Below are 23,304 nucleotides of genomic sequence, written 5' to 3'. Positions count from 1 at the left end.
GGATCGGGAAGCACGCCTCTCTCCCCGAGCGGTCGACGAGAGCCCCGACCGCCGAGACCTCCGCCCCCGCCTCCTCCGCGAGGCGAACCATCCGAAGGGCGGCGCCCCCCGTCGTGACGACGTCCTCGACCACGACCACCCGCTCCCCCCTCTCGACTCGAAAGCCGCGCCGGAGCCGGAAGTCGCTCCCCTCCCGCTCGGCGAAGAGGAAGCGGATCCCCAGAGCGCGGGCGGTCTCGTGCCCGATGATGATCCCCCCGAGCGCCGGCGAGAGGATCGTGCATGCCCTATGCGGCCGGAGGAGATCCGCAAGGGCGCTGCCGGCCCTCGCGGCGAGCTCGGGCCGTGCAAGAAGAAGTGCGGATTGAAGATACCGGCCACTGTGCATCCCCGACCGTAGAACGAAGTGCCCCTCGAGAAGAGCCCCCTCCCGCGCGTAGAGGGCGATCAGCTCATCGCTTCGCATCCCGGATCTCCCTCTCGATCGCCCGGAGAGCCTCCAGAGGATCCTCGGCCCGCGTGATCGGGCGCCCGATCACCAGAAGGTCCGCCCCCGCTCGGATCGCCTCGGCAGGGGTCGCGGTGCGCGCCTGGTCGTCCCGCGAGTGCCCGGCCGGCCGGATCCCCGGCACGACGACCAGAAACTCCTTTCCGAACAACGACTTAATTCCATCGACCTCGCGCGCGGAGGCGACCACGCCGTCAAGCCCCGCCTCCCGAGCGAGCCCCGCCCGCTTGAGGACGCGCGAGGCAACGCCCCTCCCCCCCTCGCTCGTGAGGACCGTGACGGCGAGAAGGCGCGTCCTCGATTCTCCGCGCGCTTCCACCGCCGCGCGGAGCACCTCCCCGCCGCCGGAGGCGTGCACGGTGAGAAACGAGGGGCCGAGCGCGCACGCCGCCCCGACCGCGCGCGAGACGGTCGCAGGGATATCGTGGTACTTGAGGTCCAGGAAGACGCCCACCCCCCGCTCCCTCAGTCGGCGCACGAAAGCGGGTCCGAAGCGGGTGAAAAGCTCAAGACCCACCTTGTACGTCCCGACCCGCTTCCCCAAGCGTTCCGCCAGGGCGAGCGCCTGCCGGTCCGACAGACCGTCGAGAGCCACGACGACGCGTTGTTCCCCCACGGCCCTGAGTTCTTACCACATCGGTCCGGAATTCTCCACCCGATTCCGCGCCCCGCTGGAAAGAGCGAGAACATACTTGACTAGTGGAAAGACCGATGTTAGAGTGATCCGGGTTCGGTTCGACTCGCCGTGAAAAAGTCTTGACTTTTGGCGTGTGAAACCTTAAATCCAAAGGTGCACGCCTCAACCGGTTCCCGCTTCGGTGCCTCGAGAGGAGGCAAAGAGGGCGGGGAACCCAACAAGGAGGAAAGAAAGAGAATGACCACGAGAAAGGTGACGACGGAAACCTGGGAGAGGCTCTCGCAGTGCTACCAGCTGACGCAGAAGCGCGCGCGGGAAGCTCTGAAGGGGACCGGGCTGACGCAGCCCCAGTTCCTGGTTCTCACGCAGATCTCCGAAGAGGAGGGGATTCCCCTCACCAAGATCGGCGAGAACATGCTCGTGACGGGCGGGAACATCACGGGGATCATCGACCGCCTCGAGCGGGAAGGGCTCGTGAAGCGGAAACGCGACGGCGAGGATCGCCGCATCATCCGCGCGTTCTTCACGCCGAAGGGGAAGAAGACGTACCAGCAGGCGGTTCCCACGTACGATCGCTTCATGCGTCAGGTGTTCGGGGAGCTTGGTGCCGGCGAGGTCGGCCGTCTCCACAAGACGCTCGAGACGCTTCACATGGGGCTGGGGAAGGCCAAGTAGTCTAAGAAGAAGTCGGAGCGCTTACCGGGGACTCGGACGGAACTGGAACCGAAGGTTCGTCGTCCGGGTCCCCTCGATCGTTTCGGGGATGAAGCGGCACTGGTAGGCGGCCGCGAGCGCGGGCCCCTCGAAGAGCGGGTTGCTGCTCCGAAGGACGCGGGCGTTCTCCACCTTCCCGTCCCCCCTCACCTCCACCTCGATCTCCGCGCTCCCCTCGATCCCCTCTCGCTCCGGCGGGACGAGAGGATACGCCGGCTCGACCCGTCGATCGATCCGAAGAGGCGCCGGCGGACCTTCCAGCGGGCCGATCGGGTCCGAGGCGAAGGCGACCTCCCCCTCGAAGCCGGTCGCCTGCTCCTCGCCCGATCCGGTCTCCGGATGCGCCTCTTCGTAACGGGCGATCCAGATCGCGAGCGAATCGGGCTCGACGCCGATCGTCCCCCGGTCCAAAACCTCGACCGCCGCCGGGCTCTTCGGATACAACCGCACGAGAGAGAGGAGAAGAGAATCCCTTTCGGGACCTGTGCTGCCGTCCCGCTCGAGAAGATAGACCTCCGCCGCGAGAGCGCGAGGCGCGAACGTGGAGGCCGGGAAGCGCTCCGCCACCGACCGGTACCGCGCGCGGGCCAAGTCGGGCTCCCCAAACGTGAAGAGCTCGTGCTCGGCGAGCAGGAAGAACGCGCGCGCAGTGTCCGCCTCTCCCCCGTGAATCTCCCCCCGAAGACCGAGGTACTCGTCCAAGTCCTTCGCGCGCGCGGTCGCGGCCGCCCGCCGCTCCTCCGGACCGGGAAACGCGGCCGCCTTTCGGTAGGCCGCCGCCGCGGAATCCTTGTTGTCGTAGACCTCGAGGTAGGTGGCCCCGAGCAGCCAAGCGATGGCGCCCGCGCTCTCCGTGGAGGGCGCCTCCTCGAGCGCGGACCGGAGGAACTCGATCGCTTCGTCCGTCTTCTCTTCCTCCAGTAGGGCCTTTCCGCGCCCGAAGGCGATCCGGAGCGAATCGTCCGGCCTCTCCGCCTCTTCGGCGAGATCGCCGAGAAGTCGGTACGCCTCTTCGAACCGCTCTCCCTCCACGAGGAGATCGACGATCGTGAGCTCGGTCGCGAGGCGGATGTCGTGCTCGAGAAGCGGATCCTTGAGGTATTCGCCATACGCGCGAAGGGCCCGGTCGCGCTCTCCCGTTCGGCGGTACGAATCGCCGAGACGCCTGAGGACTTCCCCGCGCTCCGGCCCCTTCTTCGACTCGGCGAGGTAGAGCTCGAGCCCCTCCGCCGCTCCGCCGTGGTTTCCCCTCTGGTGCTCGACGAGCGCGAGGAGGTAGATCGCCTGGCGGCGGAGGTCGTCCTTCTTCCCCTCGCGGAACTTCTGGAGGGTGGGGACCGCCTCGTCGTAGCGCTCGAGCGCGACGAGGGCCTTCGCCTTCCAGAACTGGGCCTCGCGAGAGAGATCGGACGACTCGTAGTAGAGCAGGAGCTCGTCGAACTTCCTGAGCGCGCCGAGATAGTCCTCCCGCGCGTAGAAGCACTTCCCCATCAGGAGGATCGCGTCGTCCACCCAGCGGGAGTCGGGGTACTCGAGGATGACCTTCGCGCACCGCTTCATCGCCTGCTCGTAGAGGTCGAGCCCGACCGTGTGCCTCTGCTCCGCGGGGGCGGCCTCACGCGCTCTTTCCGCCTGCACGTACGACTGGCGCGCATGAAAGAAGGTGTTGTAGTAGGCGCAGCCCGCGGCGAGGAGAGAGAGAAGGAGAGCGGGCCCGAGCGAACGGCGGATCATCTCGCTTCTTCGTCGGGGAAGAGGAACCCGCCTCCGCTCTTGGGGCGAGGCACTATCCTTTTCGGACCAAGGAAAAGCGCCTTGATCTCGCCGAAGAGCCTCTCGCCGGCGAAGGGGGTGTTCCGCGAGAGAGACTCGAAGCGGCTCGGATCGACGACCCACGATCCCTCCGGATCGAAGAGGACGAGGGACGCGTCCGCCCCCTCGGCGAGGCCGGGAAGATCGAGCCCGAGAATCTTCGCCGGGGCGGAGGTCAGACACTCGACGAGGCGGGGGAGCGGGAGATGCCCGGCCCGAACGAGGTAGGTGAGGAGGACCGCGAGAGCGGTCTCGAGGCCGACGACCCCGAACGGAGCCGCGTCGAACTCCACTTCCTTCTCGTGTAAAGGATGCGGCGCATGGTCGGTCGCGATCGCATCGATCACGCCGTCCGCCACCGCCCCGCGGAGCGCGTCCCGGTCAGCGGCGGTCCGAAGCGGGGGGTTCACCTTGCGGTTCGTGTCGTAGCCGGCGAGGCAGCGGTCGGTCAGCGCGAGATAGTGGGGCGCGGTCTCCGCCGTCACCGCGAGGCCCCGCTCCTTCGCGCGCCGAACGACCGCGACCCCTTCGGCGGTGGACACGTGAGCGACGTGAAGCCGCCCCTCGGCCAGCTCCGCGAGACGCACGTCCCTCTCGATCGCGACGACCTCGCTCTCCGCCGGGATCCCGCGAAGACCGAGGTGAAGGCTCATCTCCCCCTCGTGCATCACGCCGCCGGCCGAGAGACGCTTGTCCTCCGCGTGAGTGACGACGGGGATGTCGAACATGCGCGCGTACTCGAGCGCGCGCCGCATGAGAAGCGGGCTCTCCACCCAGCTCCCGTCGTCCGAGATCGCGGCGGCCCCCGCGCGCACGAGGTCCCCGATCTCCGCGAGCCTCTCCCCCCTTCTCCCCGCCGTGATGCACCCGATCGGAAGGACTTGTACCGGTCCCGCCTCTTCCGCCCTCTCCAAGACGAAGCGGATCGCCCCCTGGGAGTCGAGCGGCGGGTCGGTGTTCGGCATGCATGCGATCGCGCCGAAGCCTCCCGCGGCCGCCGCGCGCGTCCCCGACTCGATCGTCTCCGCGTCCTCGCGCCCCGGCTCGCGGAGGTGGACATGCATGTCGACGAAGGCGGGCGCGAGCACGCACCCCTTCGCTTCGATCGTCGCCGGCTCTCCGTCCGCTCGAATCTCGCCGCCGACTCGGACGATCTTCCCCCCGTCGACGAGAAGATCCCCGGTCCGGTCGATCCCGCGCGCCGGGTCGAGAAGCCGCGCCCCCTTAACCAACCACGCCATGCTCCACCTCGCCGCCTGAGAGAAGGTAGATCACCGCCATGCGGACGGCCACGCCGTTCGTGACCTGATCGAGAATCACCGAACGCGGCCCGTCCGCCACCTCCGGCTCGATCTCGACCCCCCGATTGATCGGACCCGGATGCATGATGAGGCACCCCGGCTTCAAGCGGTCCGCCCGTTTCCGGTTGATGCCGAAGAGAGCCGCGTACTCGCGGAGCGTCGGGAGGAAGCAGCCGTCCTGCCTCTCCTTCTGGATGCGGAGAACCATCACGACATCCGCCCCCTCGATCGCGCGATCGACATCGGTCTCGACCTCCACGCCGAGCGCCTCGATCCCCTTCGGCAGGAACGTGCGCGGAGCGCAGAGGGTGACCCGCGCCCCGACCGTGCGGAGCCCGAAGACGTTCGAGCGGGCGACCCGGCTGTGCAGCACGTCCCCGACGATCACGACGCGGAGCCCCTCGAAGGAACCGAAGCGCTCCCTCACCGTGAAGAGATCGAGAAGCCCCTGCGTCGGGTGCTCGTGCGCGCCGTCCCCCGCGTTGATCACCGCCGCCTCGAGCCGCGACGCGAGGAAGTGGGGCGCCCCGGCGGCGGAGTGACGAACGATCAAGAAGTCGATCTTCATCGCTTGAAGGTTGCGAACGGTATCGAGGAGGGTCTCCCCCTTCTCGGCGCTCGACATCGCCTTCGCGATGGAGACCGAGTCGGCCGAGAGCCGCTTCTCGGCGAGCTCGAAGGATACGCGCGTCCGCGTGCTCGCCTCGAAGAACAGGTTGACCGCCGTTTTTCCGCGCAGCGTGGGGACCTTCGGGATCTTCCGCTGCAAGACCTCCTTGAACGCCCCCGCCGTGTTCAAGATGAGCTCGATCTCCTCGCGCGCCGCCCCTTCCAGCCCGAGCAGGTCTTTTCGAGCGAGCTTCACTTCGCGATCTCCCGCATGAAGACGCCGTCCTCTCCGTCTTCCTCCGTCACCATCACCTCCACCACTTCGTTCTCCGCCGTCTGCAGCCGCTCTCCGACGAAGTCGGCCGCGATCGGAAGCTCGCGATGGCCGCGGTCGATGAGCACCGCGAGCCAGATCCGCTTCGGCCGGCCGAAGTCGATGATCTCGTCGAGCGCGGCCCGCACGGTGCGGCCCGTATAGAGAACGTCGTCGACGAGCACCACGACTTTTTCCTCGATGTCGAAAGGAATGTCCGTCCCGCGGATCACCGGCTGCGGCCCGACGTCCTGCAGGTCGTCCCGGTACAGGGTGATGTCGAGGATGCCGAGCGGGACGCGGTGCCCCTCGATCGCCTCGATCTCGCGGACGACTCGCGCCGCGAGGTGAGCCCCCCGGGTGCGGATCCCGACGACGACGAGATCGCGAATGCCCCGGTTCCTCTCCAGAATCTCGTGGGAGAGGCGGGTCACGACCCAATGCATCTCCCGCTGCTCGAGCACGGTGCGGCGTGCGGTCACTCGTTCTCCTCCCCGTCCCGGCGGACGGCCTCCCACACTTCGAGGAAGGGCAGGTTGCGCGCCCGCGCGACGGCGGCGCAGTCCTCGTACTCCGGCGAAAGGCGAACTCTTCCTCCCGGAAGCTCGGAGCGTTTGTAGCGGATCGCGCCGAAGCGCGTCGTCCGGCGCACGACCTCCCGGGGAAGCGCCGCGCGCGGGACCTCGAGGATCCTGACGCCGAGCGTTCCCGTCTCCTCCATGAGAAGACGCGCCATCTTCTCCCGGTCGGACGGAGAGGCGAGAAGCGAGATTCGGTGGCCCGGCCGGTTCTTCTTCATGAGCGCGGGGAGCACCACGAGATCGAGCGCTCCCTCGGCGAGCGCCCGTTCGTAGAGGTGGCCGATGAGCTCCGCGGGGACGTCGTCTACATCGCTTTCGATCTGAAGGACCGTTTCGCCCGCGAGCCTCTCGCTCTCCTCGCCGATGAAGAGGCGGAGGAGGTTCGGCATCTCGGGGCGGTCGGCGGTCCCCGCGCCGTATCCGATCCGCTCGATGCGAAGAAGAGGCGGAGGCCCGAACGATTCGGTGAGCCCCGCGAGGAGCGCCGCGCCGGTCGGCGTGAGGAGCTCCCCTTCCACGTCCGTGAAGCGGAGCGGACGTCCTTTCAGGATCTCGGCGACGGCGGGGGCCGGGAGAGGGAGAAGCCCGTGCGCCGCGCGGACGAAGCCGGTCCCGGTCGCCGGAACCGACGCGCGCACTTCCTCGATCCCGAGAAGATGGAGACCGAGAAGGGCGCCCGCCACGTCGACGATCGCATCGACCGCCCCGACCTCGTGGAAGTGAACCCTCTCGAGCGGGATCCGATGGACCGCCGCCTCCGCCTCGCCGAGGAGCCGGAAGACCTCGATCGCCCGGTCCTTGACGCTCGAAGGAAGTTCGGACGCGCCGATCGCCTCGGCGATCTCCGGAAACCCCCGGCGGCGGGCTTTCTCCTCGACGATCACGCGCACGCCGGTCGCGCCGATCCCGCCCCGCGTCCGCTTCTCCGTCTCGATCCGAAAGCGCTCGATCGCGAGCGAGGCGAGACCCCGCTCGAGCTCCGCCGGGTCCACCCCCGCATCGAAAAGCGCGCCGAGGATCATGTCGCCGCTCGCGCCGGAGGGACAGTCGAAGTAGGCGACCTTCATACGCGCCTCGGGATCCATTGGAGGATGCGGTGCGCCGCGCACGCGGCTCCGAAACCGTTGTCGATGTTTACTACAGTGGTGCCCGAAGCGCAACTGTTCAGCATCCCGAAGAGGGGGGTGAGCCCGCCGAGGGCGGTCCCGTACCCGATGCTCGTCGGAACGCCGATCACCGGGACGCGCGCGATCCCGGCGACGACCGAGAGGAGCGCCCCCTCCATGCCGGCCACCACGATGAGGACCGGCGCCACCTCGATTCGCTTCTCCTCCGACCAGAGGCGGTGGATCCCGGCGACGCCGACGTCGTAGACGCGGACCGGAGCGTGCCCGAGGACCGCGAGGGTCTCGGCCGCCTCCTCGGCGACCGGGATGTCGGAAGTGCCCGCCGTGAGGAGAAGGACCGAATGCCCCTCGGGCGGAGGCTTCACGATCTTGACGGCCGTTCTCCCTCTCGGATTGTAGCGAACGCCTTCGACCGCGCGGGCGAGGACCTCGAAGCTCTCGGCGGAGAGGCGCGTCGCGAGAAGATTGCTTCCTGCATCAAGAATCGAACGGGCGATCGAGGCGACCTCGTCCGCGCTTTTCCCCTCGCAGAAGATCGCCTCCGGCCATCCCTGGCGGAGACCGCGGTGGTGGTCGACGCGCGCGAAGCCGAGATCCTCGAAAGGAAGAAGACGGAGTTTCTCGAGGCCTGAGTCGATGGAGAGGCGCCCGCCGCGGATCTCCTCGAGGATCTCCCGAATGCGGTCACGATCCATGCGCGGCTCCCTGCGAGAGGCGGCCGAAGAACGTCTCCAGGCCCTCCTCCAGCTCCTCGCGCGATTCGACGGCGTTCGCCCACGCGCGGAAGGCCGCGCTCCCCGGCAGAGCGCGGACGTACGACGAGAGGTGCCGCCGAAACTCGCGGATCCCCGTGAAGAGACCGCGGTCCTCGATGTGAAGGGCGAGGTGCTCGCGGATCATGCGGAGCCTCTCCTCGGGGTTCGGCGCAGGGGGTTCGACGCCGTGAAGCAAACGATGCCCGACTTCTCGGAAGATCCACGGGTTGCCGATCGCGGCGCGGCCGATCATCACCGCGGCGCAGCCGGTTTCCGCCATCCGCCGCTCGGCCGTCCTTGCGTCCGCGATGTCGCCGTTTCCGACGACCGGGATCGAGACGGCGCGCACCGCGTCGGCGACCCAGTTCCAGTTCGCCTCGCCGCCGTACGCTTGCGCCCTCGTTCTCGCGTGAACCGTGAGAAGAGCTCCTCCCTCCGCTTCCACCACGCGGGCGATCTCCGCCGCCCGAACCGTCCGTTCGTCCCAGCCCGCGCGGATCTTCGCGGTGACGGGGACGGAGACCGCGCGGACGACCGCGCGGACGATCCGTCCGATCCGAGGCGGATCCTTGAGGAGCGCCGCCCCCTTGTCGTTCTTCACGAACTTCGGAACCGGGCACCCGAAGTTGAGATCGATGAGATCCGGCTGAACGAGGTCCTCGACGATGCGCGCCGCCACCGCGATCCGCTCCGGATCGCATCCGAACACTTGAACCCCGATCGGCCTTTCTTCCGGATCGAAGCGCGCGAGCGCGATCGTCCGCCGGTTCATCTGGTAGAGACCGTCCGCGGAGATCGTCTCGGAGAAAACGAGCGAGGCGCCGAGCCTTCGGCAGATCCGCCGAAACGGCCCGGTCGTGATCCCGCAAAGGGGGGCGAGCAGCGCCCCCCGTTCGATCGTCAGCCGGCCGATCCGCATGCCGAGGATTCCGTGCTCCGCCGCTCTCTACTCCCCGTCCAGCTCTCCGTGCACCGTCATCCCGAGAGTGTCCCGCGCCGCCGGCTCGCCCGCGAGCGCCGACTCGCGCTCCCTCTCCAGCCTCCACTCGTTCGACAGGGCGAAAAGCGCCTCGAGCGTTCCCGCCTTTCGGAAGAGATCGAACGTCGCCTGGAGCTGGGTGTCGGTCGTGTTCAGGACCTCGTACGCCGCCTCGTCCCCGAACGCCTTCCGGAAAAGCTCTCGCTTGATTCCGTTCCGCACGTAGAGATCCGAAGCTTCCCACTCCTCCGGCGTGTACTCGATCTCCCTCTCCGTGAGGAAGTTGCGGAATTGATCGAGGACCTCTTCGTCCGGGTTCCACTCCGCATCGATCGCATGATACGGGAAATATTCGACCGAGAAGGTAAAGAAGAGGCCCCGGCGCTCGATGCGGGCCTCGAGAGCCTCCATCTTCCTCTGCTCGATCTCGATGTCGGGCGTGATGCCGCCGCCGCCGTAGACCGGACGCCCGGCGTTTGTGTGGAAGATCTCGCGCTCGCCGGCCGCGACCGAGTCGGCTTCCCCGGCGCGGCCGCTCCCGCGGTTGAACTCGTCGCGCTGGATACACCGCCCGCTCGGCGTGTAGTACTTCGCGGTGGTCAGCTTGAGACCGGTCTCCTCGTCGAGCGGGATGACCGACTGGACCGATCCCTTCCCGAATGTGGTCTTCCCGACCACGAGACCCCGATCCCAATCCTGAATCGCGCCGGAAACGATCTCGGAGGCGCTCGCCGAGTGCTCGTCGACGAGAACGACGAGCGGCATGCGGCCGTGCTCCGCCTCCCGCCCGTCCACGAAGCGGTTCTCCGAGCTCTTCCGCCGCCCCTGCGTGTAGGTGATCATCTGTCCGCGATCGAGGAAGAGATCGGTCACCTCGACCGCCTGCTCGAGCAAGCCCCCCGGGTTCGCGCGAAGATCGACGATCACCCCGTGAATCCCGACCTTCTCGAGGCTGTCGAGCGCCGCGTCGAGCTCCGCGCTCGTCGTCTTCGAAAACTGCGAGACGCGCACGTACCCGATCCCGTCCTCGCTCACGTACTTATACGGGACCGATCTCAGCTTGATGATCTCGCGCGTGATCGTGTACTCGAGAAGCTCCGGTTCCCCCTCGCGGCGGATCTTGATCGTGACCTCGGTCCCCTCGGGGCCCCGCAGGCGGTTCACCGCGTCGTCCGCCGTGAAGCCCTCGGTCGACTCGCCGTCGATGAAGAGAATCTGATCTCCCCCCTGAATCCCCATACGCGAGGCGGGCGTCCCCTCGATCGGCGCGATCACCGTGAGGATCTGGTCCCGAATCGAGATCACGATGCCGAGCCCGCCGAAGCTCCCCTGCGTCCCCACCATCAGGTCGCGGTACTGCTTCCGGTCGAGGTACTGGGAGTGCGAATCGAGGCTCTTCACCATCCCCTGGATCGCCGCGTCCATGAGATCCTCGATCTCGGTCTCCTCGACGTACTCGGAATGAATGCGGTTGAGGACCTCGCTGAACCGCCGGAGCTGGCGGTACGCGTTGTCGTCTTTCGTTTCGGAGCGGCCGGCGACCGCGGCGAAACCGATGAGAAGAGCGACGGCGCCGACGAGAAGCAAACGGCGGCGGATGTTCGACATGATCCTATCCTTCCCTTGGATGCGACCCGACGGCGATCGCGCCCGGTTCCTCGGGTCGCCGGGGCGCTCCGCGTCTTCCGCCGGCCCGACCGAATCGGCCGCCATGGGGGCCCTCGACCTCCGTCTCTACAACAACACATACCACAAACGGTTCCTCAAGGCAAAGGGCGGGGACACGCACTGATTCCAAGCAACTCGGTACATGGTCCCTACAGGACCCGCCGGGCGTGGCGCATCCGCTGAAACGCGGTGAAATGCGAGCCGGCCGCGAGGAGGACGAGCGCGACCGTGAGCGCGCGGCCGCCGAGGAGAAGGCCGAGGAAAAGAAGCACGATCCGCTCCGGCCTCTCGAGGAGCCCGACCTCGCACGTCCCGCCGAGACCCTCGATGCGCGCGCGCGTGTAGCTCACCATGAGCGAACCGGTGATGACGAGAAACGGGAGAAAGAAGAGGGAGTCGGCGCGCATCCAAAAGGAGAGCCCGAGATACGGAACGATCTCCGCGTAACGGTCGACCGTCGAGTCGAAGAACGCCCCGAAGCGCGACCCCTTTCCGGAGGCGCGCGCCACCGCTCCGTCGAGCATGTCGAAGAGGCCGCCCGCGAGGAAGACGATCGCTCCCGAGCGAAGATGACCGAGTCCTAGAAGATACCCCGCGGCGACCGCGAGGAGAAACCCGGCGACCGTGAGCACGTTCGGGTGCACGCGCGCGCGAACGAAAAGACCCGCCAACGGATCCGCGAAGGACCGCAGGCGCTGCTTTCCTTCCTTGCTGACGAGCGCGCACATGAGCTCTTCTCCGGCGCCGAATCCACAGCCGCGCGCCACGCTATCAGCTTCGGGAAGGCTCCGTCAAGGCGAGGGTGATCTCGGTCCGGCGAAAGCACGCGAGATACTGTCTCAGCGGGGGCCGGGGCAAGAGGATGCCGGCTCTGACACGCCTTACAGGGAGAACGTACTAGGTACCGGAACAAGCCGCCGCGTCACCGAAAGAGACTCTTGATCGCCCCCCACGACGATTCCTCGACTGAGGTGGCCCCGATCCGCACCGCTGCGTCGACCCAACTGTTGAAGTAGACGGTCTCGCCACCGACGATCCCCACCCCGGAACCAGCACCAATCGTGAGATCCGCGATGCACTGGTCCACCGCGGCGAGATAACGGACCCTGCAGACCATCCAAGGAAGGGAGATCGGCTGCGGCGGTATCGTGAGATCCACTCCTTGGACCAGTTCGCATTCGCCCCATGGGGGCGGGGGAACGATGGTCCAGCTTGGCGGGAGATTGCAATACCATCCGCGGAACTGAAGACATCTGTCCAGGTTGCACAGCCATACGCCAAAGTGCCACAGAGCCTCGGGCCCGTGAATCCAAACGTCCGCCCAGACATCCTCGCCGACCTCGACGCACACGGTGTCCGGGCCGTTGCCGAGGTGGTCGTCCAAGTCCAGTTCCACGGTGTACTGTGCGCGAGCGCTCACGGCGGAAAGCAGGACGAGCCCGATGACAACTACGCACATCTTCCTCGACGACATCGCGCTTCCTCCTCCCTCTCGACCGCCCGACCGATACCCTCCTCTATCGAAGGAGCACAAGCCGGCGAGCATCGGCCTAAACCGATTTCGTCCGGCCCGCGATCGGGGCAAGCCGCGAATCATCCCGACATCAGCATGCTGTCCCCAGAAGACCGGCAACTTGTTGATTTCAATAGTAAGATAGCACGAGCCGAGGAGCAGCGTCCACCTCGGTCCGTCGGAAGGCTGCTCCCCGCCGGACCGCCGGGCAGTTCTTTCCGTATGTGTTTCGAAGAGGTCTCCGCGAGAGAGAAACCCTATCCCATCCCCATGTGGTCGTTGTCGCGGGAGGAGAGATCGAGCCGTCGGAGCTCGTAGCGATCGGCTCCGGAAGAGACGAAGGGATCCGCTTCGGCGAGAGTGCGCGCATCCTCCTCGGTCACGCCGCGGAGGATCACGATCCCCCCTCTCTTGTCCGCGAACGGCCCGCACAGCTCGAGATGACCACGTTCCTCGATCCGCTTCAGGTGAGCCACGTGCGCGCGAACGAGGTCCTCGCAGAGAAGCTCGGGACGGACGATCGTGAGAAGGATCACGTAGCGGACGAAACGATCCGCTTCGGACACCGGTGATTTTTTCGGCCCCGATCCGCTCTCCTGTTCCGCTTCATGAGAGGGAGCATCGAACGGGCTCCCCTCGCTCGCGAGCCGATACACCTCTTGCTCCTTCCAACGAGCGATGCGGGCGGCGGCGCGGACCGCGTCGCGGAGCGTGCGGCCGGCGGCGATTTCCTCGCGCACGATGCCGAGAACTCTTGACGCTTCGAGCGGCTCGCCGGGCGGCGCCCCCTCGACGACGACGACGAACTCCCCCTTCGGCGCTCGCTCGCGAAGACGCGCGAGAAGCTCCCCCGCGGTCCCGCGCGCGAACTCCTCGAACTTCTTCGTGATCTCGCGCGCGAGAACGACGCGGCGGTCGCCGAGCACGTCCCGAACATCATCGAGAAGCGCCGCCACGCGCTTCGGCGATTCGTGAAGGAGGATCGTCCTTCGTTCGCTTCGGAGCGCGCGAAGCGCTTCGCGCCGGGCGCTCGCGCGGCTCGGAAGATATCCTTCGAACACGAAGGAACCGGAGGGGAGGCCGGAGGCGACGAGCGCCGCGACGAACGCGCTCGGACCCGGAATCGGAACAATCGCGAAGCCGCTCTCCACGGCCGCGCGCACGAGCCGCTCCGCCGGATCGGAGATCCCCGGGTTCCCGGCGTCCGAGACCACCGCGACGCTCTCCCCGCGCGCGAGACGCGCGAGGATCTCCGGAATCCGCTTCGCTTCGTTGTGGGCGTGAAACGAGGCCATCGGCGTCCGGACGCCGATTCTCGAGAGAAGAAGACCGGTCCTCCTCGTGTCCTCCGCCGCGATCCGCGAAACGCTCTCCAGCGTCTCCCGCGCGCGCGGCGAGAGATCGCCCATGTTCCCGATCGGCGTTCCGACGAGGAAAAGCGTCCCCGGCGCCTTTCGATCCTCCCTCAAGCGAGCCTCCCTGTTACGAAAGCGCCTTCGACAGGAGAGCGCAGGCCTCTTCCACCTGAGATCTTGAGACATCAAGATGCGTGACGAGACGGAGGCGTCCCGGTCCGATCGCGAGGAAGAGGACGCCTTTCTCCTTCATCTTCTCGACGATCCCCGTCTCGCCGAGCGGATGATCCCGCACGTCCGCGATGACGATGTTCGTATGCACGGTCGCGAGGTCGACGCGAACCCCGCGAATCCCGTCGAGGGTCCGGGCGAGGAGCCGCGCGTTCTCGTGATCTTCGGCGAGCCGATCGACGTGGTGCTCGATCGCGTAGAGCCCCGCCGCCGCGAGGACGCCTGCCTGCCGCATGCCGCCGCCGAGCATCTTCCGAGTCTTCCGCGCGCGCGCGACGAACTCCCTCGTCCCCGAGACGAGCGACCCGACCGGCGCGCCGAGCCCCTTCGAGAGGCACACGGAGACCGAGTCGGCGGAGGCGGCGTACTCCGCCATCGGGATTCTCGATGCCACCGACGCGTTCCAGAGGCGCGCGCCGTCGAGATGCACGCGGATCCCTCTCTCCCGGCAAGCGGCGCCGATCCGACGCATCTCCTCGATCGGATAGATCGTTCCCCCCGCCCGGTTGTGAGTGTTCTCCATGCAGACGAGCCGCGTTCGCGGATGGTGGAGGTTCGACAAGCGGATCTTCTCGATCATCTGTTCGCGGGTGAAGGACCCCGCCGCCGTCGGGATCGTCCGGAACTGAAGACCGCCGAACGCGGCCGAGGAGGCGCTCTCGTAGTTGAAGACGTGCGCTCCCTCTTCCGCGATCACCTCGTCTCCCCTCTCCGTGTGGGTGAGGACCGCCGTCGTGTTCGCCATCGTTCCGCTCGGCACGAGGAGCGCGTCCTCTTTCCCAAGAAGGGAAGCGACGCGCTCCTGCAGGCGATGGATCGTCGGGTCCTCGTCGAAAACATCGTCCCCCACTTCCGCGCGAGCGATCGCCTCGCGCATGCCGGCGGTCGGCTTCGTGACCGTGTCGCTTCGAAGATCGATCATCCGCTCACTCCTTGTCGAACGCCGGGCCGGGGACCCGGAGATCCCCCTCCCGGCGCGTCCATCGCTCACGGTCGAAGTACTCGAGAAGGGGGACCGCGTACTTGCGGCTCACCCCGGTCTTCTCCTTGAAGTCGCTCACCGAAAGAGCGCCCTTCTCGCGGAGAACTCCTCGGAGGAGCGACCGAATCTCGTCGATCTCCGCACGTCGGTAGACGAGCCCCGGCGTTACCTTGACGATCCGGCCGAGCCGCGCGAGAAGATCGAGAACCGCCTGGAGCTCTCTTCCGTCGACGCCCGCCTCCTCGGCGATCTGCGCCGGAAGCGGCGGGGCCAATCGGTGTCTCTCTAGAATCCCCTCCACCTTCTCCGCCAGAACCCGCACCTTCTCGGGGAGCGCTCCGCCCCCCGCGAGGACCATCTCCCCGCGGACCGTGACGCGCCCCGCCTCCGCCATCTCGCCGAGAAGAACCTGAAAGAGCGAAAGATCGACCTCTCGAGAAAGTCCCCTCCGGATCTCCTCGCGGGGAACGCCCGCCCGGAGCGGATCCCGCGCGGAGACCCGTTCCACCCGCTCCTCGATCTCCCGCTTGAGCGAGGAGGCGGTCTCTTCGAGAAGAACGCCCGCGCCGAGAAAGCGAACCTCGCTCTCCTTCTCGAGCGCGCGAAGCGCCTCCTGCGCTTCCCCCTCGAGGACCTGAAGACGCCTCGCGATCTCCGCGACCGCGACCGTCCCCTTCCCGGACGAGCGGAGGATCGAGCGGATCATCTCCCCGCGGTCCCCGGCCTCGGACACGGCGAGGAAATCGAGGTCGCTACGCCCCGCCCCCTTTCGCTTCGAGGGGTTGGCGTCGAGCACCGTCCCGCCGCCGATCGTCCGCGCAGGGGAGTAGGTGCGAACGATGAACCGATCGCCGCGCGCCACGACGATCGGCCCTTCCAAGCGGACTTGGACGAACGCCTCCGAGCCGGGCGCCATCGTCTCCGATTCAAGAAGAACGACTCGCCCGAGCACCTCGGCGGCACCGTGATGGAAGCGGATCCGCTGGCGATTCCGGATCGCCTTCGCCGAGCGCGCGAGCGAGAAGCGCGCGTCGATCATGTGCGTCGGGAGAAGAATCTTCGGCGTGACGAGGACGTCCCCCCGCGCGACCTCCTCGCGCGAGACGCCGTGCAGGGCGAGCGCGGTTCGCTGCCCGGGCCGCGCCTCCTCGACTTCTTCGCTAAAGACCTCGATCTTTCGAATGCGAACTTCCGCGCCGCGCGGGAGGACCAGGAGCCGGTCGCCGACCCGGGCGCTCCCCGACCAGACCGTTCCGGTCACGACGGTCCCGAAGCCGCGCGAGGAGAAGACCCGATCGACCGGCTGGCGAAAGAACCCCGGATCGGGGCGGGCGGGGGCTTCTTCGAGAACGCGCACCAGCGTGCGCGCGACCTCCTCGAGCCCCATCCCTGTGAGGGCCGACGCGGCGATGATCGGCGCTCCCTCAAGCGTCGTCCCGCGAAGCGTCTCCTCTACTTCCTCGCGGACCAGCTCGATCATCTCCTCGTCCACGAGGTCCGACTTGGTGAGGACGACGACCCCCGCGCGCACCCCCAGATAGTGCAGGATCTCGAGATGCTCGGAGGTCTGCGGCATCACCCCCTCGTCGGCGGCGATCGTGAAGAGGACCGCGTCGATCCCGCCGACGCCGGCGAGCATGTTCTTCACGAAGCGCTCGTGCCCGGGGACATCGACGACCGCCGCGCGCACGCCGCCGGGGAGATCGATCGGAGCGAAGCCGAGGTCGATCGAGATCTCCCGCTCCTTCTCCTCCGGGAGACGGTCCGTGTCGACGCCGGTGAGCGCCTTGACGAGCGCGGTCTTGCCGTGGTCGATGTGGCCGGCCGTCCCGACGACGCGGCTGATCCTCACCGGCGCACCCTCCAGATCCGCGCGCCGGCGCCGGAGAGCTTCTCCTCGATCCGCTCGTAGCCGCGGTCGATGTGGTAGATGCGCGAGACCTCGGTCGTCCCTTCGGCGACGAGCCCCGCGAGGATGAGCGCGGCGCTCGCGCGAAGGTCGCTCGCCATCACGTTCGCGCCGGTGAGCGCCCCGACCCCGCGCACGAGCGCCCGGTTCCCCTCGACGCGGATCGATCCGCCGAGGCGGCAGAGTTCGGGCACGTGCTTGAAGCGGTCGGGGAAGATCGTCTCGACGATTTCGCTCGTCCCTTCCGCGAGCATGAGAAGCGCCATGAGCTGCGCCTGCATGTCGGTGGGGAAGCCCGGATACGGAGCGGTTTCCACTTCAAGCGAGCGGAGCTGGCCTCCGGAGCGGACGCGGATGTCGGTTCCGTCGACGTCGATTGTGACCCCCGCCTCGCGGAGCGCCGCGAGCACCGCCTCGTTGTGCGCCGGCTCGGTGTCGCGAAGAAGGAGATCGCCTCCGGTGAGCGCGCCCGCGACGAGATACGTCCCGGTCTCGATCCGATCGGGGATGACGCGCGCGTCGGCCGGATGCAGCTCCCGCGCCCCTTCGATCACGAGCTTCTCCGTTCCGATCCCCTCGATCGCCGCCCCCATCGCGCGGAGGAACAGAGAGAGCGAGGTGATCTCCGGCTCGCGGGCGACGTTGAAGATCGTCGTCGTCCCCTCGGCGAGGACGGCGGCCATCACGGCGTTCCCGGTCGCGCCGACCGACGAGAATGGGAAACGGATCTCCGCCCCTCGGAGCGGCGCGCCGATCGCGTCGATGACGCCGTGGTCGAGGCGGATCACGGCTCCGAGCGCCTCCATCGCCTTCAGGTGGAAATCGATCGGGCGCGGGCCCCACGCGCACCCGCCGGGGAGGGAGACGCGCGCGTGCCCGAAGCGCGCGAGAATCGGGCCGAGCACGTAGACCGAGGCGCGCATCGTGCGAACGAGCTCGTAGGGCGCTTCGTTCGGAACCGCTCCGCGCGAGTCGACGAGGAGCGCGTTCCCCTCGCGAACGACGCGGATCCCGAGCGTGCGAAGAAGCGTGGTCAGCGTCGCGACGTCGCGGAGGACCGGCACGTTCTCCAGGCGGTAGGTTCCGGGCGCGAGGATCGTCGCGCAAAGAATCGGCAGCACCGCGTTCTTCGACCCCGAGATCCGCACCTCGCCGGTGAGCTTCGCTCCCCCCTCGATCCGAAACGCGTCCACTTACCCGTCCTCCTTCTCAATCGAACCCGCGATCGCGGAGAGGACGCGCTTCCTTCCCGCGTAATCCTTCTCGATCGCCGCCTCGGCGAATCGCCCGTCCGCCTCGACGAGCCTCCGGGCTCCCTCCGCGATCGCGTCGCTCACCTCGAGGAGGAGCATCCCGCCGGGCGCGAGCGCGATCGACGCGGCGGGAACGAGCGCGCGGTACGCGTCAAGTCCGTCCGTCCCCCCTCGGAGCGCCGTTCCGGGATCGTGCTCCCGCACCTCGACGGGGAGCGTCTCCATCTCCGCCGCCGTCACGTAGGGCGGGTTCGAGACGACGAGCGCGATCCTCCCGGGGCGCTCCCGAAGCGCCTCGGCGAAGTCCCCCTCGATCACCTCGACCCGATCCGCGACCCCCGCGCGCGCGGCGTTCTCGCGCGCGCACGCGGCCGCCTCCGGCGACCGGTCGACCGCGAGGACGCGGAGGCCGGCGACGTTCTTCGCGAGCGCGATCGCGATCGCACCGGTTCCGGTCCCCGCGTCGAGCGCGAGCGGCTCCTTGATCCCCTCGTTCTTCCGAAGAAACGCGATCCCCCGGTCGACGAGAAGCTCCGTCTCCGGACGCGGGATGAAGACCCCGTCCGCCACCGCGAGCGGAATCGAGTAGAACTCGGTCCCGCCCGCGATCCGCTGGACCGGCGTCCCGTTCGCGCGCGCGCGGACCATCTCGCGGAAGCGGGAGATCTCAACCTCCGCGAGGGGGCGGTCGTGCTGAAGGTAGAGATCGATGCGCCGCGCGCCGAGAAGATGCGCGAGGAGCAGCTCCGCGTCGACGCGCGGGCTCTCGATTCCTTTATCTTTGAAAAAACGCGCGGTCGTCTCGAGGAGGGGAAGGACGGTCCATGCGCGCGCGGGCTTCTCCATCGCTCCTCCCAGTGCCGGCCCAACTTGCTCTGCCTCGGTCCTCGCACGCCCCGGGCCGGCACGCGCGGGAAGGTCCGGGAGGGGAAGCGCTCTTCCCCTCCCGGTAGGGCCCGCGGGGAGGGCCAGGCCCTTGCGGCCCGAAGGGCCCTCAGCAAGCGGCGGGGCCTTCCCCGCGAAGTGCCGCTCCCGAACCGTTTGCCAAAGATAGTTGGAGCGGCACTCGCCGAAGGATCACTTCGCGACGGAGCGGAGCTGCTCCTCCTGGCTGGCGCGGGTGAGCGCTTCCACGAGCTCGTCGAGCTCGCCGTCCAGAATACGATCGAGCTTGTGGAGGGTCAACCCGATCCGATGATCGGTGACCCTCCCCTGCGGGAAGTTATAGGTGCGGATCTTGGCGCTCCGGTCCCCGGATCCGACTTGGGAGCGGCGCTCGGCGGCGACCTTCTTCTCTTCCTCCTCGACCTTCCGGTCGTAGAGCCGGGCGCGGAGGATCTGAAGGGCGCGCGCCTTGTTCTTGTGCTGCGATTTCTCGTCTTGGCAGCGGACGACGAGCCCGGTCGGAACGTGGGTGACCCGGACCGCCGAGTCGGTCGTGTTCACGCTCTGGCCGCCCGGCCCGGAGGCGCGCATCACCTCGATTCGGAGATCCGAGGGGTCGATCTTGATCTCGACCTCGTCCGCCTCGGGAAGGATCGCGACCGTCGCCGCCGACGTGTGGATCCGTCCGCTCGCTTCGGTCTCGGGGACCCGCTGCACGCGGTGGACGCCGCTCTCGAACTTCAGGCGGCGATACGCCCCTTCCCCCGCCACGCCGAAGATGATCTCCTTGAACCCGCCGAGCTCGGTCGGGTTCGATTCGAGCACTTGATGCTTCCATCCCATCGATTCGGAATAGCGGACGTACATCCGATAGAGATCGGCCGCGAAGAGAGAGGCTTCCTCGCCCCCCGTCCCGGCGCGGATCTCCACGATGACGTCCCGGTGATCGCGCTCGTCCTCGGGGAGAAGGAGCCTTCGGAACTCCGCCTCCGCCGCCGGCAGGGCTCGCTCCGCCTCCTCGAGATCGGCGCGCGCGAGATCGGCGAGATCCTTGTCCTTTCCGTCTTTCAGGAGCTCCTCCGCCTCCGAACGCTGCCGGAGAAGCCGCTCGTAGAGTTCCCCCGAGCGGAGAATCGAATCGAGCCGCATCCTCTCTTTTCCGATCTCGGCGAGGCGCTTCGGATGAGCCACCGTCTCCGGATCGGCGAGCGCGTCGGTCAGATCCTGGAACTTCCTGCGGATCTCCGCCAGCTTATCCAACATGCTTCAACAATTCCTCCCGGTCCTCGAGACTCTCCCCGAGAGCGGCGCGAAGCGCGGCAAGAGCGACCTCGACCTGATCGGCCGTCGGCTCGCGGGTCGTCATCGTCTGAAGGTAGAGCCCGGGCCGAACGAGCGGAGCCATCCACGGCCGGTCCGCCCATTTCCCCGAGAGCTTCAAGATCTCGTAGGAAACCCCGGCGATCAGGGGAAGAAACGCGAGGCGGACAAGCCGATCCGCGATCCCGTCCGGCCGCCCGAGAAGACAGAAGACGAGCACGCTCACGATCATCACGATGAAGAGGAAGCTCGTCCCGCAGCGCGGATGGAGCGTCGTGAAGCTCTGCGCGTTCTCGACGGAAAGCTCGCGTCCCGATTCGAGGTTGAAGATCGACTTGTGCTCCGCGCCGTGGTACGCGAGCACCCGCCGGATCTCCCCCCAGAGGCTGATCGCCTTCACGTAGGCGAGAAGGAAGACGAGACGGATGATCCCGTCGATGACGTTGAACGCGAGCCCGCCGCGAACGCCGGTCCATTCGGTGAGAAGGAGCGGGAGATAGAAGAAGAACCCGATGCCGAGAAGGAGCGATCCGGCGAGCACGAGCCAGAGGGTCCATCGCGTCTTCTCCGGGGCTTCCTTCGTCGTCTCTCCGGCCGCTTCCTCGGCGGAGAAGAGAAGAGCGCCCATGCCGAGAGAGAGCGATTCGATGAGAGCGACCGCTCCCCGCAGGATCGGAAGGCGGAAGAGGCGGAACTTCTCGGCGGCCGAACGGAATTCGCGGCGGCGGACGGAGATCGTGCCGTCCGGGCGGCGCACCGCGGTCGCGACCGCGCCCGGGGCGCGCATCATGACCCCCTCGATGACCGCCTGGCCGCCGATCTTGTTGAACATCGTCTTGCCGAGACGATCGGATCGCCTCCCGCGAGTGCTCTTCTTTTCCATCGCTCCCTCTGGTGTCCATGCGACAGAAGAACGACATCTGTCTTCTCGCCCGGGGCCCGGGGCAAGGGGGTGCCGGCTCAGACACCCCTCGCGCGCCCGGCCAACGGCAGCGGGAAATGGTGTCACCACTTCCGCGGCGCGCTCGGGAACTCGCCGGCTCACCCCCTCGCCCCGCGCCCCGGCGGCCGCGCAAGGAGCATCCTTCTGACGGATGGACAGTAATCCGGGCTTGGCGCTCCCGGCTCATCTCACAAATCGAACGAGCGACGGCCGGAGGCGGACCCGCCCCCGGCCGGCGCTCGACGCTCGAAGACGCTACTTCCCCGTCTCTTCCTTCGGCTCCTGCATCTTGTATTTCCGGCGGAACCGCTCGACACGGCCGGCCGTGTCGACCAGCTTCTGCCGCCCGGTGAAGAAGGGGTGGCAGCTCGAGCAGATCTCGATCCGGATGTTCTTCACGGTTGAACCGGTTTCGATCCGGTTCCCGCACACGCAGGTGATCGTCGTTTGGTGATACTCGGGGTGAATACCCTGTCTCATCGCTTCGTCCTTCGGGTGCCGCCCGCTTCGGGGAAGCCCCCCTATTGGTTCATCGACTCCAAGAACTGCTTGTTCGATTTCGTCTTGATGATCTTCTCGACGAGGAACTCCATCGCTTCGATCGAGTTCCTCTCAGAGAGGAACTTCCGCAGAATCCAGACGCGGTTCAGCACGTCCGGCTTCATCAAGAGCTCTTCCTTTCGCGTGCCCGACTTGTTCAAATCGATCGCCGGGAAGATCCGCCGGTCGGCGAGCTTCCGGTCGAGCACGAGCTCCATGTTTCCCGTCCCCTTGAACTCCTCGAAAATCACCTCGTCCATCCGGCTTCCGGTATCGATGAGGGCGGTCGCGATGATCGTGAGGCTCCCGCCGTTCTCGATGTTCCGGGCCGCGCCGAAGAAGCGCTTCGGCCTCTGGAGGGCGTTCGAGTCGACGCCTCCGGAGAGGATCTTGCCGCTGTGCGGAACGACCGTGTTGTGCGCCCGCGCGAGCCGCGTGATCGAATCGAGGAGAATCACGACGTGGCGCCCGTGCTCTACGAGGCGCTTCGCCTTCTCGATCACCATCTCGGCCACCTGCACGTGCCTCTGCGCCGGCTCGTCGAAGGTCGAGCTGATCACCTCGCCCTTCACCGAGCGCTCCATGTCGGTGACCTCCTCGGGCCTCTCGTCGATGAGAAGCACGATGAGGATGATGTCCGGGGCGTTCGCCGTCATCGCGTTCGCTATCTGCTGCAGGAGGATCGTCTTGCCGCTCTTCGGCGGGGAGACGATGAGGCCTCGCTGGCCGCGTCCGATCGGCGAGAGGAGGTCGACGATCCGGGTGGAGATCTCCTTCGGGTCGTGCTCGAGCGGAATCCGCTCGTTCGGATAGAGGGGCGTCAGGTTGTCGAAGAGCGTCTTCTGCCGCGCGACCTCCGGGTTCTCCATGTTGATCGCCTCGACGCGGAGAAGCGCGAAGTAGCGCTCGCTCTCCTTCGGCGGGCGAACTTGCCCGGAGACCGTGTCTCCGGTACGGAGGTCGAAACGTTTGATCTGTGAAGGAGAAACGTAGATGTCGTCCGGGCTCGGAAGATAGTTGTATTCCGGGGAGCGAAGGAACCCGTACCCTTCGGGCAGGATCTCGAGCACGCCCTGGCCGAAGATGAGGCCGTTCTTCTCGGTCTGGGCGCCGAGTATTCGGAAGATGAGCTCCTGCTTCCTGAGACCGGAGAGGCCGGTCAGGTTCAGCTCCTGCGCGACGCTCTGCAGCTCCGGAATCGTTTTGGTTTTCAGTTCGGCCAAATCCACGGATACACCTCGCTTGATCGGGAACACAAAGAGCCGTGCCGAATCCCGGTTCCTCCCGCCCCTCGCGGAGAGCCCGGGGAGCGCACCCGCCTGCCGTGGAAGATCATGCCCAACGTTTGCCTGGGTTATTCGCTGCCTTG

22 protein-coding genes are annotated in these 23,304 nt (G+C 67.3%); 1 reads left to right on the top strand and 21 read right to left on the bottom strand.

Features of this window, described 5'->3' with window-relative positions:
* On the bottom strand, nucleotides 1-466 hold a 466-nt coding region (locus FJY73_03900), incomplete at its 3' end, for an orotate phosphoribosyltransferase (GenBank protein ID MBM3319803.1).
* Entirely contained in the window at nucleotides 453-1,124 is a 672-nt protein-coding gene (gene pyrF / locus FJY73_03895) for an orotidine-5'-phosphate decarboxylase (GenBank protein MBM3319802.1), read from the bottom strand. The genes FJY73_03900 and pyrF, both read right to left, overlap by 14 nt.
* A 258-nt stretch (nucleotides 1,125-1,382) precedes the next feature.
* Here pyrF and FJY73_03890 point away from each other — a divergent pair, with 258 nt between their 5' ends.
* Entirely contained in the window at nucleotides 1,383-1,820 is a 438-nt protein-coding gene (locus tag FJY73_03890; GenBank protein ID MBM3319801.1) for a MarR family transcriptional regulator, read from the top strand.
* A 21-nt stretch (nucleotides 1,821-1,841) separates the two neighbouring features.
* Here FJY73_03890 and FJY73_03885 read toward each other — a convergent pair whose 3' ends face one another.
* From FJY73_03885 to rho, 19 genes are all read right to left on the bottom strand, one after another.
* Nucleotides 1,842-3,593: a TonB family protein gene (locus FJY73_03885; GenBank protein ID MBM3319800.1), complete on the bottom strand. Its 1,752-nt coding sequence runs from the start codon at nucleotides 3,591-3,593 to the stop codon at nucleotides 1,842-1,844.
* Nucleotides 3,590-4,912, bottom strand: a complete 1,323-nt coding sequence (locus tag FJY73_03880; GenBank protein MBM3319799.1) for a dihydroorotase — start codon at nucleotides 4,910-4,912, stop codon at nucleotides 3,590-3,592. Before FJY73_03880 ends, FJY73_03885 begins: the two co-directional genes overlap by 4 nt.
* On the bottom strand, nucleotides 4,896-5,837 hold the full coding sequence (locus tag FJY73_03875) for an aspartate carbamoyltransferase catalytic subunit (GenBank protein ID MBM3319798.1): 942 nt from the start codon (nucleotides 5,835-5,837) through the stop codon (nucleotides 4,896-4,898). The genes FJY73_03880 and FJY73_03875 overlap by 17 nt, the downstream gene beginning before the upstream one ends.
* Nucleotides 5,834-6,376: a bifunctional pyr operon transcriptional regulator/uracil phosphoribosyltransferase PyrR gene (gene pyrR, locus FJY73_03870; protein ID MBM3319797.1), complete on the bottom strand. Its 543-nt coding sequence runs from the start codon at nucleotides 6,374-6,376 to the stop codon at nucleotides 5,834-5,836. The genes FJY73_03875 and pyrR overlap by 4 nt, the downstream gene beginning before the upstream one ends.
* Complete coding sequence (gene larC / locus FJY73_03865) at nucleotides 6,373-7,542, bottom strand: nickel pincer cofactor biosynthesis protein LarC (GenBank protein ID MBM3319796.1); 1,170 nt, start codon at nucleotides 7,540-7,542, stop codon at nucleotides 6,373-6,375. Before larC ends, pyrR begins: the two co-directional genes overlap by 4 nt.
* A complete protein-coding gene (gene larB / locus FJY73_03860) occupies nucleotides 7,539-8,297 on the bottom strand; it encodes a nickel pincer cofactor biosynthesis protein LarB (GenBank protein MBM3319795.1) in 759 nt (252 codons plus the stop codon). The genes larC and larB overlap by 4 nt, the downstream gene beginning before the upstream one ends.
* Nucleotides 8,287-9,276, bottom strand: a complete 990-nt coding sequence (gene dusB, locus FJY73_03855; GenBank protein MBM3319794.1) for a tRNA dihydrouridine synthase DusB — start codon at nucleotides 9,274-9,276, stop codon at nucleotides 8,287-8,289. The genes larB and dusB overlap by 11 nt, the downstream gene beginning before the upstream one ends.
* Before the next feature lie 27 nt (nucleotides 9,277-9,303).
* Nucleotides 9,304-10,944, bottom strand: a complete 1,641-nt coding sequence (locus tag FJY73_03850; GenBank protein MBM3319793.1) for a S41 family peptidase — start codon at nucleotides 10,942-10,944, stop codon at nucleotides 9,304-9,306.
* Nucleotides 10,945-11,153: 209 nt separating this feature from the next.
* On the bottom strand, nucleotides 11,154-11,732 hold the full coding sequence (locus FJY73_03845) for a CDP-alcohol phosphatidyltransferase family protein (protein ID MBM3319792.1): 579 nt from the start codon (nucleotides 11,730-11,732) through the stop codon (nucleotides 11,154-11,156).
* Nucleotides 11,733-11,926: 194 nt separating this feature from the next.
* Nucleotides 11,927-12,478, bottom strand: a complete 552-nt coding sequence (locus tag FJY73_03840) for a hypothetical protein (protein MBM3319791.1) — start codon at nucleotides 12,476-12,478, stop codon at nucleotides 11,927-11,929.
* Nucleotides 12,479-12,774: 296 nt separating this feature from the next.
* The gene (rsmI, locus tag FJY73_03835; protein ID MBM3319790.1) at nucleotides 12,775-13,986 is read right to left on the bottom strand and encodes a 16S rRNA (cytidine(1402)-2'-O)-methyltransferase; all 1,212 of its coding nucleotides are present in this window, start codon (nucleotides 13,984-13,986) and stop codon (nucleotides 12,775-12,777) included.
* Between the two features lie 13 nt (nucleotides 13,987-13,999).
* On the bottom strand, nucleotides 14,000-15,025 hold the full coding sequence (gene ltaE, locus FJY73_03830) for a low-specificity L-threonine aldolase (protein MBM3319789.1): 1,026 nt from the start codon (nucleotides 15,023-15,025) through the stop codon (nucleotides 14,000-14,002).
* Between the two features lie 4 nt (nucleotides 15,026-15,029).
* Nucleotides 15,030-16,937: a selenocysteine-specific translation elongation factor gene (gene selB, locus FJY73_03825; GenBank protein MBM3319788.1), complete on the bottom strand. Its 1,908-nt coding sequence runs from the start codon at nucleotides 16,935-16,937 to the stop codon at nucleotides 15,030-15,032.
* Nucleotides 16,934-18,187, bottom strand: a complete 1,254-nt coding sequence (murA, locus tag FJY73_03820; GenBank protein MBM3319787.1) for a UDP-N-acetylglucosamine 1-carboxyvinyltransferase — start codon at nucleotides 18,185-18,187, stop codon at nucleotides 16,934-16,936. The genes selB and murA overlap by 4 nt, the downstream gene beginning before the upstream one ends.
* Nucleotides 18,188-19,093, bottom strand: a complete 906-nt coding sequence (prmC, locus tag FJY73_03815) for a peptide chain release factor N(5)-glutamine methyltransferase (protein MBM3319786.1) — start codon at nucleotides 19,091-19,093, stop codon at nucleotides 18,188-18,190.
* A 231-nt stretch (nucleotides 19,094-19,324) separates the two neighbouring features.
* A complete protein-coding gene (gene prfA / locus FJY73_03810; GenBank protein ID MBM3319785.1) occupies nucleotides 19,325-20,395 on the bottom strand; it encodes a peptide chain release factor 1 in 1,071 nt (356 codons plus the stop codon).
* The gene (locus FJY73_03805) at nucleotides 20,385-21,284 is read right to left on the bottom strand and encodes a DUF1385 domain-containing protein (protein MBM3319784.1); all 900 of its coding nucleotides are present in this window, start codon (nucleotides 21,282-21,284) and stop codon (nucleotides 20,385-20,387) included. Before FJY73_03805 ends, prfA begins: the two co-directional genes overlap by 11 nt.
* A gap of 366 nt (nucleotides 21,285-21,650) precedes the next feature.
* Nucleotides 21,651-21,875 carry a 50S ribosomal protein L31 gene (gene rpmE, locus FJY73_03800; protein ID MBM3319783.1) on the bottom strand — a complete coding sequence of 75 codons (225 nt, stop codon included), beginning with the start codon at nucleotides 21,873-21,875 and terminating at the stop codon, nucleotides 21,651-21,653.
* A gap of 41 nt (nucleotides 21,876-21,916) precedes the next feature.
* Nucleotides 21,917-23,164, bottom strand: coding sequence for a transcription termination factor Rho (gene rho / locus FJY73_03795; protein MBM3319782.1), 1,248 nt, complete (start codon nucleotides 23,162-23,164; stop codon nucleotides 21,917-21,919).
* Nucleotides 23,165-23,304: the final 140 nt, after the last annotated feature.

The organism is Candidatus Eisenbacteria bacterium (genome assembly GCA_016867715.1).
Classification (GTDB): domain Bacteria; phylum Orphanbacterota; class Orphanbacteria; order Orphanbacterales; family Orphanbacteraceae; genus VGIW01.
Note: the sequence above shows the minus strand (reverse complement) of the source record. Positions and strands in the feature narration are given on the sequence as shown.

Excerpts from the sequence above, each read along its gene's own strand:
- larC (MBM3319796.1), bottom strand. The coding sequence starts at position 7,542 with ATGAAGGTCGCCTACTTCGACTGTCCCTCCGGCGCGAGCGGCGACATG.
- dusB (MBM3319794.1), bottom strand. The coding sequence starts at position 9,276 with ATGCGGATCGGCCGGCTGACGATCGAACGGGGGGCGCTGCTCGCCCCC.
- FJY73_03890 (MBM3319801.1), top strand. The coding sequence starts at position 1,383 with ATGACCACGAGAAAGGTGACGACGGAAACCTGGGAGAGGCTCTCGCAG.
- larB (MBM3319795.1), bottom strand. The coding sequence starts at position 8,297 with ATGGATCGTGACCGCATTCGGGAGATCCTCGAGGAGATCCGCGGCGGG.
- FJY73_03845 (MBM3319792.1), bottom strand. The coding sequence starts at position 11,732 with ATGTGCGCGCTCGTCAGCAAGGAAGGAAAGCAGCGCCTGCGGTCCTTC.
- FJY73_03880 (MBM3319799.1), bottom strand. The coding sequence starts at position 4,912 with ATGGCGTGGTTGGTTAAGGGGGCGCGGCTTCTCGACCCGGCGCGCGGG.
- FJY73_03805 (MBM3319784.1), bottom strand. The coding sequence starts at position 21,284 with ATGTTCAACAAGATCGGCGGCCAGGCGGTCATCGAGGGGGTCATGATG.
- FJY73_03885 (MBM3319800.1), bottom strand. The coding sequence starts at position 3,593 with ATGATCCGCCGTTCGCTCGGGCCCGCTCTCCTTCTCTCTCTCCTCGCC.
- prmC (MBM3319786.1), bottom strand. The coding sequence starts at position 19,093 with ATGGAGAAGCCCGCGCGCGCATGGACCGTCCTTCCCCTCCTCGAGACG.
- FJY73_03840 (MBM3319791.1), bottom strand. The coding sequence starts at position 12,478 with ATGTCGTCGAGGAAGATGTGCGTAGTTGTCATCGGGCTCGTCCTGCTT.
- FJY73_03850 (MBM3319793.1), bottom strand. The coding sequence starts at position 10,944 with ATGTCGAACATCCGCCGCCGTTTGCTTCTCGTCGGCGCCGTCGCTCTT.
- prfA (MBM3319785.1), bottom strand. The coding sequence starts at position 20,395 with ATGTTGGATAAGCTGGCGGAGATCCGCAGGAAGTTCCAGGATCTGACC.
- ltaE (MBM3319789.1), bottom strand. The coding sequence starts at position 15,025 with ATGATCGATCTTCGAAGCGACACGGTCACGAAGCCGACCGCCGGCATG.
- rpmE (MBM3319783.1), bottom strand. The coding sequence starts at position 21,875 with ATGAGACAGGGTATTCACCCCGAGTATCACCAAACGACGATCACCTGC.